This window comes from Glutamicibacter bergerei (genome assembly GCF_054495185.1).
In genome coordinates this window covers 3,255,619-3,270,697 of the sequence record NZ_CM137131.1, presented here as the reverse complement: position 1 = coordinate 3,270,697, position 15,079 = coordinate 3,255,619, and the positions used below count along the sequence as shown (strand labels likewise).

General features: G+C 58.5%; 13 protein-coding genes. 7 read left to right on the top strand and 6 right to left on the bottom strand.

The features are described from left to right. Positions 1–23: 23 nt before the first annotated feature. Together ACX5K5_RS15135 and ACX5K5_RS15130 are read left to right on the top strand one after the other, a co-directional pair. A complete protein-coding gene (locus ACX5K5_RS15135) occupies positions 24–1,250 on the top strand; it encodes an acyl-CoA dehydrogenase family protein (protein WP_459174679.1) in 1,227 nt (408 codons plus the stop codon). A 39-nt stretch (positions 1,251–1,289) separates the two neighbouring features. Then, positions 1,290–2,660, top strand: a complete 1,371-nt coding sequence (locus tag ACX5K5_RS15130) for an NAD-dependent succinate-semialdehyde dehydrogenase (protein ID WP_459174678.1) — start codon at positions 1,290–1,292, stop codon at positions 2,658–2,660. Positions 2,661–2,955: 295 nt separating this feature from the next. On the opposite strand, the gene ACX5K5_RS15125 is transcribed toward ACX5K5_RS15130, so the two are convergent. The 6 genes from ACX5K5_RS15125 to ACX5K5_RS15100 all read right to left on the bottom strand — a co-directional run bounded on the left by ACX5K5_RS15125 (position 2,956) and on the right by ACX5K5_RS15100 (position 9,377). After that, the gene (locus ACX5K5_RS15125; RefSeq protein ID WP_459174677.1) at positions 2,956–4,248 is read right to left on the bottom strand and encodes a type 2 periplasmic-binding domain-containing protein; all 1,293 of its coding nucleotides are present in this window, start codon (positions 4,246–4,248) and stop codon (positions 2,956–2,958) included. A gap of 61 nt (positions 4,249–4,309) precedes the next feature. Then, positions 4,310–5,173: a carboxymuconolactone decarboxylase family protein gene (locus ACX5K5_RS15120; protein WP_459174676.1), complete on the bottom strand. Its 864-nt coding sequence runs from the start codon at positions 5,171–5,173 to the stop codon at positions 4,310–4,312. Between the two features lie 373 nt (positions 5,174–5,546). Beyond that, positions 5,547–7,052 carry a TRAP transporter large permease gene (locus tag ACX5K5_RS15115; RefSeq protein ID WP_459174675.1) on the bottom strand — a complete coding sequence of 502 codons (1,506 nt, stop codon included), beginning with the start codon at positions 7,050–7,052 and terminating at the stop codon, positions 5,547–5,549. 19 nt (positions 7,053–7,071) lie between these two features. Continuing rightward, on the bottom strand, positions 7,072–7,596 hold the full coding sequence (locus ACX5K5_RS15110; protein ID WP_459174674.1) for a TRAP transporter small permease: 525 nt from the start codon (positions 7,594–7,596) through the stop codon (positions 7,072–7,074). 67 nt (positions 7,597–7,663) lie between these two features. Then, on the bottom strand, positions 7,664–8,437 hold the full coding sequence (locus ACX5K5_RS15105) for an SDR family NAD(P)-dependent oxidoreductase (RefSeq protein WP_459174673.1): 774 nt from the start codon (positions 8,435–8,437) through the stop codon (positions 7,664–7,666). Positions 8,438–8,591: 154 nt separating this feature from the next. Next, complete coding sequence (locus tag ACX5K5_RS15100) at positions 8,592–9,377, bottom strand: trans-4-hydroxycyclohexanecarboxylate dehydrogenase (RefSeq protein WP_459174672.1); 786 nt, start codon at positions 9,375–9,377, stop codon at positions 8,592–8,594. 338 nt (positions 9,378–9,715) lie between these two features. On the opposite strand from ACX5K5_RS15100, the gene ACX5K5_RS15095 reads away from it, so the two are divergent. The 5 genes from ACX5K5_RS15095 to dctP are packed head-to-tail and all read left to right on the top strand — an operon-like array spanning position 9,716 to position 14,989. Next, positions 9,716–10,801: an LLM class flavin-dependent oxidoreductase gene (locus ACX5K5_RS15095; protein ID WP_459174671.1), complete on the top strand. Its 1,086-nt coding sequence runs from the start codon at positions 9,716–9,718 to the stop codon at positions 10,799–10,801. Between the two features lie 10 nt (positions 10,802–10,811). Then, positions 10,812–12,062: an acyl-CoA dehydrogenase family protein gene (locus tag ACX5K5_RS15090; protein WP_459174670.1), complete on the top strand. Its 1,251-nt coding sequence runs from the start codon at positions 10,812–10,814 to the stop codon at positions 12,060–12,062. After that, positions 12,059–12,847 carry an enoyl-CoA hydratase/isomerase family protein gene (locus ACX5K5_RS15085; RefSeq protein WP_459174669.1) on the top strand — a complete coding sequence of 263 codons (789 nt, stop codon included), beginning with the start codon at positions 12,059–12,061 and terminating at the stop codon, positions 12,845–12,847. Before ACX5K5_RS15090 ends, ACX5K5_RS15085 begins: the two co-directional genes overlap by 4 nt. 5 nt (positions 12,848–12,852) lie before the next feature. Next, a complete protein-coding gene (locus ACX5K5_RS15080; protein WP_459174668.1) occupies positions 12,853–13,665 on the top strand; it encodes an enoyl-CoA hydratase/isomerase family protein in 813 nt (270 codons plus the stop codon). Positions 13,666–13,693: 28 nt separating this feature from the next. Next, complete coding sequence (gene dctP, locus ACX5K5_RS15075; protein WP_459174667.1) at positions 13,694–14,989, top strand: TRAP transporter substrate-binding protein DctP; 1,296 nt, start codon at positions 13,694–13,696, stop codon at positions 14,987–14,989. Positions 14,990–15,079: the final 90 nt, after the last annotated feature.

Here is a 15,079-nt window from a genome sequence, read left to right as displayed (position 1 = left end):
AACCAAAGAATCGAAAGAACGAAATGACTTCTGTAATAGACCACCCGGATTACCTGCTGCTGGACCTGGACCTGACGGATGCGGATCGCGAATTGCGCGATCGCGTGCGTGCCTTCGGCGTGAACCAGATCGAGCCGATCATCAACGATTATTGGGAACGCGCTGAATTCCCGCGCGAAGTTATCCCGGGCCTGGCCGGACTGGGAATCATCGGCACCTTTATCCAAGGCTACGGATGCCCCGGGCTTTCCCGGCAGACGGCGGGAATCGTGGCACGGGAAATGGGACGCATTGACGGTTCGGTCAATACCTTCCTCGGTGTGCACTCCAACCTGGGCATGGGATCCATCTACATGCTCGGCAACGAGGAGCAGCGCAACCGCTGGCTCCCGGCAATGGCTAGTCTTCAGAAGACCGGCGCGTTCGCGCTGACCGAGCCGAACCACGGATCAGACTCGGTCTCCTTGGAGACCTCGGCGCGCCTGGAAGGCGATACCTGGATCATCAATGGCCATAAGCGCTGGATTGGCAACGGCCATGAAGCAGACGTGATTGTGCTCTATGCACGGGACGAAGCAGACGGACAGGTCAAGGCCTTCATCGTGGAACGCGATGGGCAAGGGCAGTACCCGCAGGGCTACAATCCAACTCCCATCGCAGGCAAGATCGGCAAGCGCGCCATTCTGCAAGCGGACATCACCATAGAGAATATGCGCATTCCCAGCGAAAACCGTCTGGCCAATTGCGAGTCCTTCGCCGGCGTCAACCGGGTGCTCAAGGCCACCCGCGGAGGGGCGTCCTGGGAGGCTGTAGGCCACGGTATGGCGGCTTTTGAGATCGCTGCCCGGTATGCGCTGGAACGCGAGCAGTTCGGCGGTCCCATCGGTGGCTACCAGCTGGTCCAGGAAAAGCTCGCCACGATGCTCTCGGATCTGACCAGCATGCAGCTGATGTGCACCCGCATGGCCGAATTGCAGGAACGCGACTTGCTGACAGCATCCATGGCGTCATTGATCAAGATGACCACCTCCCGCAAGGCCCTGGCGATGTGCCGCGAGGCCCGGGACATGCTGGCCGGCAATGGCCTGCTGCTGGAGAACCACGTGGCGCGCCACCTGACTGACATGGAAGTCGTCTCCACCTACGAGGGCACCGATTCAATGCAGGCGCTGATTGTCGGCCGTGACATCACGGGCCTGTCTGCCTTCACCCGCAACAGCCGGGCCAAGGCGGCGACGGCTGTCCGCTGAAGCGCCGAATTCCAGACCAACTATTGAAGGGACCACAACGTGGCCAATATTTCAGCTGTCAATCCATCAACCGGTGAAGTATTCGCCGAATTCGAACAGCTCACCGACGAACTGCTCGAGCAATCCCTGGTGCGGGCAAATGCCGCGCAAATTCTTTGGAAAAAGGAAGCGATCCAGGTCCGCGCCGAGCTGCTGCGCAGCATCGCACGGGAGTACCGCGAACGCGCCGACGTGCTGGCTAAGGACGTAGCACTGGAAATGGGCAAGCCGATCAAGGCGGCCCTCGGGGAGCTCGCGCTGGTTGCCTCGATCTATGAGTACTATGCCGAGCAGGGGCCGGCCATGCTGGAACCCAAGGAAATCCCCGAGCATGCTTCCGGGAAGGCCCTGGTCCGCAAGGATCCCATCGGGGTGCTGCTGGGCATCATGCCGTGGAATTTCCCGCACTACCAAGTGGCCCGATTTGTTGCGCCGAACGTGCTGCTGGGCAACACGATCCTGCTCAAGCATGCATCGATTTGCGCGCGATCAGCACAGAACATCGACGAGCTGATGAGCGCCGCCGGCGTGCCGGAAGGCGTATATTCCAATATCTTCGCAAGCCATGCCCAGATTGAGCACTTGGTCGCGGATCCCCGGATCAAGGGGGTATCGCTGACCGGCTCCGACGGAGCCGGCGAGCGAATCGGCGCCTTGGCCGGCAAGCACATCAAACCGGCAGTGCTGGAACTCGGTGGATCGGATCCATTCATCGTGCTCGCCGATGCGGATATCAAGAAAGCCGCCGCGGCGGCCGTCATCGGGCGCTGCAGCAACTCGGGGCAGCAATGCACCGGCGCCAAGCGCTTCATCATCGACGACAGCGTCTATGAGGAGTTCATTGAACTCTTTGTCCAGGGCATGGAATCCGTCGTGGTCGGCGATCCGCTGGATGCAGCGACGACGATGGGACCGCTGTCCTCGGAAGCCGCCTTGCTGGAACTGGACGAACAGGTCAAGCAAGCAGTAGCCGACGGAGCTCAAGTCCTCACTGGCGGAAGCCGCCTTGACCGCCCGGGGGCCTACTATCCGCCGACCGTGCTTTCCGGCATCTCCGCGGAGAATCGGGTGTACTACCAAGAGCTCTTCGGCCCGGTGGCGATGGTTTTCCGGGTGGGTTCCGTTGAGGAAGCCGTAGACCTGGCCAATGACTCGCAGTACGGGCTGTCCAGCGCGATCTTCACCGCTGACGAGGACCGGGCCGCACTCATCGCCGAGGACTTGGACACCGGGATGGTATATATCAACGCAGTGTCCAAGAGCGCACCGGAACTGCCTTTCGGTGGCGTTAAGCGATCAGGTGTCGGACGTGAACTTGGCACCTACGGCATTGACGAGTTCGCGAACTTGAAATTGATCCGCCGCAGCTAACGGATGCACTAAACCCGGCGGCCGACTCGCATGACTTTGCGAGACGGCCGCCGGGTTTTTCGCTGTCCCGGAAACCCCTCAAGCGCGCTCGGGGAATCGGTGGTGGGAGGCCCCGCGCAATGCCGGAGTCCTGTTCCTGGAAGCCAGCGGCGATGGCTAACCCTCCAGCAGCCAAGTCCATTGCCTTTGGCTTTCAACACAGACGGCAAGGCCGTTGGCCGCCACCCCGGATGGGGAGGCGGCCAACGGCCTTGAATGTGCTTGTGCTCTGGAGAATTTGCCAGCCTAGCCTGGTTTAGGCTGGGCGGTGATCAAGCATCACTTCTTCGAAGAAGCGATCCACTACTGGCTTCAGGTATTCGGAGTCCACGACTTCGCCGTTGCCCTTGTACCAATCGGAGAAGTCGAGGATTTCTCCTTCGTCCTTGTACCCGAGCTCGTTTGCAATTCCGGCCCATTTTTCCGAGGTAGTGCGCACGTTGTCAACAAGCTTGGTTCCGTCGAGCTGTGTGGACTTGCCCACCTCGTCAAGGATCGTTTCATTGCCGACCGTTAGTGCCGCATTGATTTCCGGAGACAGGTAGTGCATGCCCGATCCGGCTTTGCTTGCCACCTCGATGCCTTCGGCTTGGGCGGCGTAGGTCTGCCCGAGCTCTCCGATGTTGTAGACGCTCATCTGGTCGAAGATCAGTTGCTGCGCAGCCAATGGCAGATTTGCCCAGCTGGAACCTGCGACAATGCTGCCCGAGCCAATGCCAAAGGTGCCTTCTTTTGGCACGTAGACGTCGCTGGCTTGTTCGAGCCAGCCATTGCCCACCATGGTGGTCATCGAACCGTAGGTGCATTGGATGACGTTGCGCTGCAGACCTTCATAAGTCTCGGCTAGCTGCAAGGAAACTGTGGAAGCTCCCATGGCTTCGGACTGTATGACCTGGGCAGCCGCGTTGACCCGAATCTGGGTTCCAGCGAAATCGCTCAGGGTTTTTTTCTCATCGGTGCAGGCCATGGCTGTGGATCCGAAGGTATTGAGCGGGTTCAGGACCGTCATGCCTTGTTCTTCGAACTCCGCCATGATTTCTGGAGTATTAAAGGCAACCTCTTGAGCTGCGAAATGCGTGGCGATCTCTCCCTGCAGAGGGCTGGAAGGCGCCGCTACCAGTGCATCTTGAAGAGCAACGAAGGCCGGCATTTCGTCCTTGTGGTACGAGGTGAGCCAATGCGCGAGGTCCAACCGTCCATCAGCCAGCGCATCGGAGATGCCATCCGGTGCCACGACCGCGTTGGCGTAGATGACCTCGATCTTGATCTTTCCGCCGGACCATTCTTCAATGGCATCGGCGAAAGCTTGGTCGCGCTGTCCGGAAATGGAGGTTGCAGAGGTTGAGGAGACCTGGAACTTGAGCGATACCTCTTTCATATCGGCTAGAGCTGCTTGGAAGTCCGCTTTACTGGATCCATAGGCAACCCCCGTCCCGCTGGCTGAGGGACCGGAATCGGCTGAGCTGTTGCCGGCCATGGTGCATCCCGTGAGAGCCAGCGAGGCGACTGCTGCCAGTGATGCGAAATTCATCAGGTTCTTGCGTTTCATAATTTGATCCTTAGGAAGTTGTATCGGAGAAGGTTTCCCATGCTGCGAGTAGTGATTTCTGCTATTTCTCCATTTCTTCCGCGAGTGCGGAAGCCCCCAGGAGGGTTGTATGGATGCCTATATTGCTCGCCAGTGTCATCACGTCTACGATCTGGTCTGGACTGGCGCCGTATTCGATGGCCTTCTTGACATGGGTGCGGATGCCGGGAACGAAAAGGTGCGTGGTGGCAGCGTCGATAGCGATATAGATCAGTTCCTTCATGGACTCATCCAAGGGTCCTTGCTCCCAGGGGATGCTTGAGAGCTCCAGATATGCCTCGAAGAATTCTGGCGAATAAGCCAAGACCGTGTCCCAGCTTTCGGACCAGTATTTTCGGTTGCGGATGAACTTGGCCTTCAGCTCCCGGCGGTAGCCATCAGCTGGATCCTCGCTCACTGTTGCGGCAACGCCAAGCTCTTGGAAAACTTCATGGGCAATGGGCATTCCGACAAGCATCGAATGCGTTCCCAACGAGGCAGCGAGTTGGACCGTTTCGGCAATTTCAGCGCTTGTAGCGCCGGCATGAATAGCTTGGCGGATGTGGTGCTCAGTTGCCGTGGAATTCAAGTAGGTGACCTGAGCATTGACGGATATGCAGATCAGCTCGCGTTGGACCGGAGTGAGGAAACCGCGAGCGTTGGTTACCTGCAGCAGCCGGTCGTAGGATTCGAAATAACGCGGATCGAGTTCCAGGAGATTTCCTAAATCTGAATTCCAGAAACCGTGGGTCGCTTCAAAACTTTCACGTGTACTTTTAATGGTTTGTAAATTGGCCATTTTTTTCATTTCCTGTGACGGGTCAAAGAACGCATAATCCTGTGGAAGATGCGTTGAAAGCCAGGCATTTCTCGACGCGGTATATTGCATCGAGGAAAGCGGTTGCAATGAGCGCTAATTTGGAAATGGAATGGACGTTGGATCGACTCGCGTCACATATTCCATGCGGTCTATTTTCGAATGCTGGACTCAATTGCTTTGAACAATTTCTTGAAGCCTCGGAGTGAACATTCATGTATGTATTTGCCATTTAAAGTAAACCATAAAACGGCATGATGTGCATCACTTCCAGCAATATGACCGCAGTATTTCGAGGAGTATCTGATGCTTGGGCCGTGAGCTCATGCCCATACGCTCAAGCCATCTGGAATTTAGAAAATGAACTTAAAGCACCAAGGGATGCCAGTTTCGCCAGAATGGTATTTCTGGGGAAAATGAGATCCCTTGGTGATCGAATACTGCAAGAACTAGTTGCGGATATTTATGATGCCGACGAAATTGACGGGAGCCAAGTTGCTAGTTCCGGCCAGAAAATCATGATGATGATGAAGACGATTGCAAATGGCAGGAACCAAAGAATCGCAGTGAATACGTCGGTCAGGGATACCTTGACCCCCTGGTTGACTTCCCGGCGTTTCAAGAGGTTGTAGCAAATGTAGGCCAAGACTCCTACAGGGGGAGTGATCATGCCAACCTCGCCCAGGATGATGATGAATACGCCGAACCACATCAGGCCGATGTCGTACGTTTCCAAGACCGGCAGCAGCAGGGGGATGGTCAGCAGCATCATCGACATGGTGTCGAAGAACATTCCCATGAAAATGTAGAGCACGACCAAGGCCATGAGGAACCAGAAACGTGAGAGTCCCAGTTCCGCGATGTAGTCCGTGATGTCTCCGGCGATGCCGGTGACGGCTAGCACCCGGGTAAGCATTTCAGCGCCGATCAGCAGCAAGAAGATCGATGCAGTTGCTTTGGCGGCACCGGTCAGCGATGCGGAAATCTGGCGCAGGGGATTGTTCTTGCGGGTGTAGAACAGCGTGATCAGCAGCGAGGCGAAGGCCGCGGCTGCACCTGCTTCGGTGGGAGTGAAGTAGCCGGTGAACAAGCCGCCGAAAAGCACCACCATGATCAGTGGCAATCCCCAAAGTCCGCCCAAGGACTTGATGCGTTCACCCCAAGTGACTTTGATCGAAGCGGCCTGCTGGTTCTTTCCGCGGCCGAACATCTGCGGAAAGATCAAGGCCATGGAGAAGTAGATGAGTGCGAACATGATGGCCAAGCCGATACCTGGAACCACGCCGGCTAGAAGCTGCGGGCCGACCGGTACGGATACGATTCCGGCATAGACCACCATCATGATGCTCGGCGGGATGAGCTGCCCGCTCAAGCCGCCGGTGAGCACGGCACCGACAGCTACTCGGCGATCGTAGCCGACCTTGAGCATTTCCGGGATGCCTGCGCGGCCCAGAGCATAGGTCATGCCAATTGATGAGCCACTGACCGAGGCCAGGCCTGCACCTGCCGCAGTGGTTCCGATGGCAAGGCCACCAGGCAACCAGCCGAACCATTGGTTGGTCGCTTGGTAGAGGCGCTGGGTCAAACCGGATTGGGTCAACAGCAGCCCCATCCAGATGAACATCGGCAGGACGGACATGGACCATCCGCTGGAAGCGGTGTAGGGCGCGGTCGACAGCACGCTGATTGCCGCATCTGTGCCACTGACGTAGATCAGGCCAAGGATGCTGGCAATGGATAACGCAAAGCCAACCGCGATGCCGGCGAGCATCAGCGCAACCATGAGTGCAATGGTCCATAGCCCGGCGGCAGACGCCGTGGTGCTGGTGAACAGCCCGGCGGCGCAAGCGATGTTGACCGCTATGAGAATCCAGAAGCGAAGTGGTGTCCCTTTCGGCTTGTTCCCGGCTGGTGCTGCCTGCGGGGTTGGTCCGGTATCGGATGGGGCAGTCAAAGGTGTCTCAATCATTGTGGGTACCTACTCGGAATCAGGCTGCAAGGTCAGCGGTCGGTTTGCCAGTGCCGGTATTGAGGTCATGTTCGGGCTTCTTGAACCCGAGCCATGCATCGATTGCCAGAACGAATGCGGTGAGCGTGAAGCCCAGCGGGACAAAGTAGTACGCGGGCCAGATCGGGATCGAGGTGATGCCGCCGGTCGCCTGAACCGCGGTTTTGGCCAAGGCCTCCTCAAAGCCATACCAAGCCAGGAGGGCAGACATCACGGCGCCTGCCAGGCAGCCGAAGAGCCGGATCCAGGCAAGGGTTCGGTTGCTCAGGTTCTCGACGATCAAGGCAACGTTGATATGTTCCTTCCATACCTGCGCGCCGGGGATGGCCAGCAGCACTAAGGCGGGAAGGAGCCAGTTGGCCGCGATCTCGTTGGCCCCATAGATCGGCGCCTGGAACCAGGTGCGGGCCAGCGCGTTAGCCAGACTCAGGAACATCATGGTCAACAGGGCGAGCCCGGCGAGGCCGGAAATAATCCGTTCAAGGATCTTGGTGAGTTTAAGCATGGAATGCTCCACTTCTTTTTGTCTCTCCATTGAGAGCAGTCAGTAGCGTGTGGTGGGGGTCCTGGAATCAGCGGACAAATGGCGTCGGCGATGCGAAGCCGCCGCGAATGCCGCCATCCAGGCGAATCACTTCCGCGTTGAGGTACTTGTTCTGGTAGATCTGCATAGCCAATTGCGCAAATTCATGCGGATCCCCCACGCGTGGAGGGAATGGAACGTGCCGTTCCAACCGAGGGGTATCCGCCAGAATTGGCGTGTCGAAAAGTCCGGGAGCAATTGTTGCCACTCGAATGGAGAGGCCGGACAATTCGCGGGCTAGCGGAAGTGTCATCCCTGCGATCCCTGCTTTTGATGCCGAATAAGCCGATTGCCCTGCTTTGCCGTCCAGCGCGGCACCCGACGAAGTGAGTACGATTGCACCGTTCTCCTTCGGGTCTGCGTTGCGCGACATCAACGCCGCTCCGTGACGAACGACCGAAAACGTGCCCGCCAGGTTGGTGCGGAGTACTCTCTCAATCGTTTCAAAATTATCCAAGGGAGTTCTGGATTCCAGGTCAACCAGCTGCCCTGGGTTCTGCGGTCCGAAGGCGGTGATGCCTGCGCAGTGAACGATGCAGCGCAGTTCAGCACCGTGCGCTGCGACCGCGTCGAATGAACGGCGGACTTCGTCATCGTGACCGACATCGACCTGGTGGAAGGTGATGTCCGTGCTCGGCCTTTCCGCGTTGGGCTTGATGTCGAAGACGTGTACTGCCCAGCCGTTTTCGGCGAAGAGCTTAGTTGATGCGGCGCCTAGGCCGCTCAGCCCACCGGTGATTACCACCGCGCGTTGTGCAGACATAGCAATCTTTCAGGACTCGAGCATGTCCAAGATCGCTTGATACGAATATAGACATGTATGTTCATTATTGTGACGTGAACCACGATACATGCGAATAGGGATCCATGTCACCCCTTTTTTGAATGTGACGCAAATCAATTCAAAGTGCGAATTATCAGTTGAAGGCGCGCAGGTTATTGCCTGCTGTCTCCCCGCCGTCTATGGAAATGCTGGCGCCGCTGACAAAGCGCGACTCGTCGCTGAGCAGGTAGATGACCAGGGGGCTCACCTCGTTGACCTCGGCTGCGCGGCCGGCAGGGATTTGCCCGAAACCGCGTTTGAGGCCAGCTGTCATGGGAGTATTCACGGACCCCGGATGGATCGAGTTCACTCGGATTCCTGCGTCGCCCAAATCCAGCGCCGAAGTTTTCGTCAATCCCTGCACGCCCCATTTAGAGGCGGAATACGAAGCTCGATTCTTGAAGCCGGTGAGCCCTGCAATCGAGGAAACGTTCACTATCGAACTGGAATCATGCTCCTTGAGCGCGGGTACTGCGGCTTTCATGCCATAGAAGTTTCCCGTGAGGTTGATGTCGATGGTGCGCTTCCAATCTTCAAGGCTTGCTTCCTCCACGGACCCCTTGGAGCCGATCCCGGCATTGTTGACCAGGCCGTGCAATGCGCCGAAATGGAGCCGGGCTTCTTCAACGGCTTGCTGCCAGTCGCTGAAGACGGTGACATCCAGTTCGGCATAGTGGGCGACCATCTCTCCGTGCGCGCCGTTCAGCTCCGCTGCCAAGGCGTATCCCGCCTCATGGGCGATGTCTCCAATGACGACGCGGCCTCCTTCTGCGCAGATGGATCGGGCGTGCTCGGCGCCCATTCCGCTGGCCGCTCCGGAAATCAGGATGACTTTTCCTGCGAGGCGTCCTGCGGTCGTTGCTACGTGGTTCTCTGCCATGATGGCTCCTAAACTGCTGGTGGTTTTCGATGGCTGGGCCGGCGTGGCGACATGCTGCCTTCGGGGAAACATAACCCTTCGAGCTGGGAATCCAGCCGTGCGCCCAGTGCTGCTCCGATGATGTTACGAGCTCTCGCCCGTGTTGAATTGCCGAAAAATTGCTATCTGACCTGTGTGTTTAGTCAAGAAAGCTTAATTTCTGTGACGTGCGGAGAGCCGTTTTGAGGCATCTTGGACTAAATTCTAGACGAACTTGTATGTATTGTGATTGAATGAACATATTCCGCAAAACAAATGATCCCCATCACAGTTGATGGGCACCGGTTATGGAGGCCACGATGAGCCAGGACAATCTGCACTTCGGTATTTTCTGCCTGACGAATGTTCCCGAGTGGAGCAACGAACGCGAAGCTGTCCACAAGGGCATCGAGCAGATCAACCTCGCCGACAAGCTGGGCTTCGAAGAAGCCTGGGTCGCTGAGCACAACGCCCGCCGCTACGGCATCATCTCTTCCGCGCAGATGATGCTCGCAACCGTCGCAGGCACCACGAAGAATATCCGCTTGGGCTCGGGAGTGACCCGTTTGCCGATGAACCACCCGCTGAAGACCGCAGAGGACTTCTCGCTGTTGGACGTCATCAGCGACGGCCGTCTGAACTTCGGCATCGGCAAGGCCTATGACCTGCTGGAATTCCAGGCCTACGACATCGACCCGGAAGAACGCGACGAGCGCTACCAGGAATCCTTCGAAATCATCATGCAGGGCTGGAAAGACGGAAAGATCAACTACCAGGGCAAGCACTTCCAGGTCCCTGGCCGAGGCAACCAGACCGAAGAGATCCAGCTGATGCCGCGTCCGATCCAGGAACCGCATCCACCGGTGTACATCATGGTTTCGCAGACCGAAGAGTCGCTGCGCTACGCCGCCCGCGAAGGCTTCGCCTTCGTGCTGGGGCAGATGCCAACCTGGGAGCACATGGCCCATCTGGTGAATGTCTACCGCGAAGAAGCCCGTGCCGCCGGATTCAGCTACGACGCCATCGATGCAAACATCGCCCGCTCCTCGCAGCTCAAGGCCATCCACGTTTCAGACGACCGCGCTACCGCAGCCAAGGAATACGAGCACGGCCTGATGTGGTACCTGAGCATCCTCAGCAACCGCGCCAAGGTGGGCCTGGGCCTGACCGAGCTCAGCTTCGACGACTACGTCGACAAGGGCGCCATCCTGCTTGGTTCCTCAGACGATGTTGCGCAGCAGCTCGAAGACTACAAGAAGGTCACCGGCATCGGCGGACTTGTCGGCTGGTTCGACGCCGGCAGCCAGCCGCAGGAGCAGGTCCTGCGCTCCATGACCAAGTTCGCAACGGAGGTCCGCCCGCAGCTGACTTCCCGCGATTCATCCGTTGAAACTGCACGGGCCTAAGGACAACATCATGACGACCATGACTGCAGACCCGCGCGTGGGTCCAAGCGAGTACAAAGAAATCATCGATGCACTCATCGAGTTCATTGAAAAGGCCGTTGTGCCCATCGAACAGGAGCACGCCGAATTCCTCAAAGACGAAGTTAATATCTTCGACTCGCGCGGCTTGATGACCGAGAAATACAAGCAGATCAACCAGCAGGTGCGCGAGCTGTCCGCCGAAGCCGGCTTCTACACGCTCTACAGCGCCGAGTCGCTGGGCGGCGCGGAGCTTCCCGCCACGGCCATCGTAGAAATCCAGGAGGCCCTGCACCACCGCTACGGCCCCGAGCGCTCGCTGATCCACGAATCGGTGATCCCTTCGCCATTCACCAATGGCCTGAGCCCATTGCTGCTGCAGCTGAACGAGGAAGTCCTGGCAGAACGCATCGAGGCAATCCGTGCGGGAACCTCGACCTTGTGCTTCGCCTTGTCCGAGCCGGATGCCGGATCCGATGTCTACAACTTGAAGACCCGTGCTACCGCAGTGGACGGCGGCTGGCTGATCAACGGCCAGAAGCAGTGGATCTCCAACGCAGCGCATGCAAAGCACGCTTTCGTCTTCGCGGTCACCGACCCGGTGGCTGTGGCCAACCGCAGCGGCGGGATCACCTGCTTCTTCGTGGACACCGATTCGGCAGGGTTCTCGGTGGACGCCGGCATCCCGATCATGGGCAAGCGCGGCTCGAACGCAACGATCCTTTCCTTCACCGATCTGAAGGTCACCCCGGAACAGATCATCGGCGAGGAAGGCAAGGGTCTGAACCTGGCCATGGGCGGCATCAGCCGCGGCCGTGTCACCATGTCCGCCACCTGCATCGGTGTCGCGCAGTGGGCACTGGACCAGGCCTTGGAATACTCCAAGACCCGCAAGACCTTTGGCAAGACCATTGGACAGCACCAGATGATCCAGTCCAAGCTGGCGGAAATCGCACGCGACATCTACCTGTGCAAGTCGGCCGTGCAGCGTACCGCCGCATTGCTGGACGCCGGGTTCCCCGCAATCAAGGAAACCTCGATCATCAAGTTCTCCTGCACCGAGATGCTCAGCCGAGTTGTGGATGAAGTCATGCAGATCCATGGTGGCTTGGGACTGACCAACGAACTGGGCTTGGAAGGCGCCTACCGTTTTGCGCGCACCTTGCGCATTCCGGACGGAACCAGCGAAATCCAGCGCCGCACGGTAGCCAAGCGGCTATTGGCGGGAGATACCAAGCTGTGAGTGAAGTGCGAACCAGTCTGGTATCCGTCAGCACCGACCAAGGTGTCCGCACGGTGGTGCTCGATCGCGCAGCAGCGCGCAATGCGCTGAGTCCTGATCTGCGTGCGGACCTGCGCGACGCGCTGCTGGAAGCCAACGACGACCAGGAAGTGCGCGCCATCGTGATCACCGGAGCAGGGGAGAACTTCTGCGCCGGTGGAGATGTGAAGCGCATGGGCAAGAACACCCCAAGCAACGGAGCCGCGCGCATTTCGCTGGGGCGCGAGCTGGTGGAGCTGATCCGCAACCTGAAGAAGCCAACCATCGCGGCGGTTCAAGGCCACGCCGTGGGCGCCGGCTTCGGGCTGGCGCTGGCCACGGACATCATCCTGGCCTCGGATACTGCCAAGTTCCAGTTCGGATTCATCAAGCGCGGGCTTGCACCCGATAGCGCGGTGCCGTTCTTGCTGTCCCAGCAGATCGGCAACCGCAGAACCCTGCACTATGCGATGACCGGCGAAGTGATCAGCGGCGAACGGGCCGCGGAGATGGGAATCGCTTCGACGGTTATCGAGAACGGCAACTTCCGAGAAGAGGTGGCGGCGTTCGCCAAGAATTTGGCGGCCGGCCCCACAGCCGCTTATTTCGCTACCCGCAAGGTCGTGCACGCCTCGCACACCATGAATTTGGCCCAGGCCTGGGAATTCGAGTCCTTTGCCTCGGCGGTCACCTCGACCACCGGGGACCACAAGAACTCGGTCGCGGCCTTCAACGCCAAATCCAGCTACGAATTCCAAGGAGAGTAATACTGATGACTGAAGTAATTTCCGATACCCAGGTCGTGCTGGTTGAACGCGATGTTGCGAAGAAGACCGCGACCCTCTCCCTGAACCGTCCCGAGAAGATCAACGCCTTCAACAATGCGTTGCTCGAAGGGCTCATGTCCGCACTGTCCGAATTGGCCGATGACGACGAAATCTCGGTGGTGATCCTGCGCGGCAGCGGGAAGAACTTCAGCGCCGGCTACGATGTGGTCTCCGGATATTCCTCCAAGACTGCCTATGAAGACTGGCGCAACCTCCAGGAGAAGATCGACCTGTGGGAACGCGTCTACCGTTTCCCCAAGCCGCTGATCGCCGCCATCGAAGGCCATTGCCTGGGCGGAGCGACCATGCTGGTTTCCTGCAGCGACCTGGTGATTGTTTCCGAGACCGCGAACATCGGATGGCCATCGATTCCGTTGGGCGGCGGGCTGCTCTCTCCGGTATCGCTGTGGCATATTGGAATGCGCAAGGCCAAGGAATTGTCCTTTATCGCTGGCAACTCAATGAGCGGCATCGAAGCCGCTGAGCTGGGCTGGGCCAATAAGGCTGTGCCCGAGGGAACCGCGCTGGAAAGCGCTCAAACCATGGCTTCTCGCGTGGCCAAGACTCCATTGGACCTGCTCTATCTGAAGAAGCAGGCCTTGAACAAGGTCTACGATCGACAGGGCTTCGTGGAATCCCTGCGCGCAGGTGCTGAGTGGGATGCCATTTCGCATACGGCCGATTCGATCGGCGAGGTGAAGGCCCTGATGAAGGACAAGGGCCTCAAGGGAGCAATCAAGCACTTCAGCCAGTCCTAGAACTCAACGATCGGATTAGGGAAAAACAATGTTTTCACGCAAATATTTTGCCGGCGCGCTGTCCATGCTCGCCGTGGCAGCGCTGGGGCTGACCTCGTGCGCTGGCGGTCTGAACTCCTCCGGCGGCAATGCGGACAGTGCCGGGGGCGCAGGTATCGACCCGGGCGCGACGAAGGAGCAGTACATCGCTGCCTTTGCAGATATTGAGCCGATCACCTTGGACTTCCAGTACTCCAGCACCAACCCCAAATCTTTCTCAGCGCTTCGAGATCTTAAATGGGCTGAATCCGTGGAGGAATGGTCCGGTGGCAAGATCACCATCGAGTCGCATGCGGCCGGCGCAATTGCGAAGCCAACCGAGGTTCCCGGTGCGCTGCAGGATGGCCGATTGGACGTTGCACATTACTACACCACCTATGAGCCGCAGGAAATGGCTGCCTTCGTGGACATGTCCACTTCGCTGGTCCAGCTTCCCAGCAGCCCAGTGGTCGGCGAGTTCGTCTCGCACGCAGTCATGATGGAGGTCGGATTTAATACTCCCGAGGTCATGGCCAACTACGAGGACCGCGGCATGCACGTCTTGCATCCGGCCAATCCCAACGGCAACACCTCGGTGATCTGCCGGAAAGATCAGCAAAAATCCGCCGATTGGGCCGGCTCGCAAATCCGCGGCAATGCGGCGGCCCACGAAATCCAGGCCAAGGCGCTGGGCGGTATCTTGACTTCCGTGGAGCTCGCCGAAACCTACGAAGCGCTGGAACGCGGTGTGCTGAACTGCTCGCTGCAGTCAACCGCCACCGCTGTCTCCGTGGGCTGGCTCGAAGTCGCCCCGTACATCAGCATTCCGAAAGATGCCAGCTTCGCTCCGGGCGCAGGCGCCCTGGTTGCCGGCTCCTCCTGGGATGGACTCCCGCTGCTGGTGCAGCAGCTGATGTTCGACCGCATGGAGGGCTACGTGGCTGGCGAGGACTTCAATGCCATAGCCAGCTTGAAGATCGCAACAGAGACCGCAGAGAAGCAGGGTGGCAAGCTGGACTACCTTGATTCCGAAAGTGAGGCCGCGATCGCGGAATCCAACAAGGAACTCTTGGCGCAGGTGGAGAATTCCAAGAACTTGGACGGCAAGGCCGTGAACGCAGCGGTGGCCTCGTCGATCGAGAAGTGGACCGGCATCGCCAAGGAATTGGGGTACGAAGAAAAAGGTGGAGTCACCGACTTCACCCAATGGTACGAAGGCTCGGTGGATCCCGAGGACCTGGAGTATTTTGAACCGTTTGCCGAGCGTGTCTACGAAGAGATCATTCTTCCGCAGCGACCGAAATAGCCAGCAGCCTGAATGGTGATTCGCTGCCGATTCACCGATGTTTCCCAGGGGCCGGACCATCCTTATCCGGTCTCTGGGCTCCCACCCGCA

Coding starts and splice junctions, on each gene's coding strand:
- ACX5K5_RS15135 (WP_459174679.1), top strand. CDS start 24: ATGACTTCTGTAATAGACCACCCGGATTACCTGCTGCTGGACCTGGAC.
- ACX5K5_RS15125 (WP_459174677.1), bottom strand. CDS start 4,248: ATGAAACGCAAGAACCTGATGAATTTCGCATCACTGGCAGCAGTCGCC.
- ACX5K5_RS15115 (WP_459174675.1), bottom strand. CDS start 7,052: ATGATTGAGACACCTTTGACTGCCCCATCCGATACCGGACCAACCCCG.
- ACX5K5_RS15110 (WP_459174674.1), bottom strand. CDS start 7,596: ATGCTTAAACTCACCAAGATCCTTGAACGGATTATTTCCGGCCTCGCC.
- ACX5K5_RS15105 (WP_459174673.1), bottom strand. CDS start 8,437: ATGTCTGCACAACGCGCGGTGGTAATCACCGGTGGGCTGAGCGGCCTA.
- ACX5K5_RS15100 (WP_459174672.1), bottom strand. CDS start 9,377: ATGGCAGAGAACCACGTAGCAACGACCGCAGGACGCCTCGCAGGAAAA.
- ACX5K5_RS15095 (WP_459174671.1), top strand. CDS start 9,716: ATGAGCCAGGACAATCTGCACTTCGGTATTTTCTGCCTGACGAATGTT.
- ACX5K5_RS15090 (WP_459174670.1), top strand. CDS start 10,812: ATGACGACCATGACTGCAGACCCGCGCGTGGGTCCAAGCGAGTACAAA.
- ACX5K5_RS15080 (WP_459174668.1), top strand. CDS start 12,853: ATGACTGAAGTAATTTCCGATACCCAGGTCGTGCTGGTTGAACGCGAT.
- dctP (WP_459174667.1), top strand. CDS start 13,694: ATGTTTTCACGCAAATATTTTGCCGGCGCGCTGTCCATGCTCGCCGTG.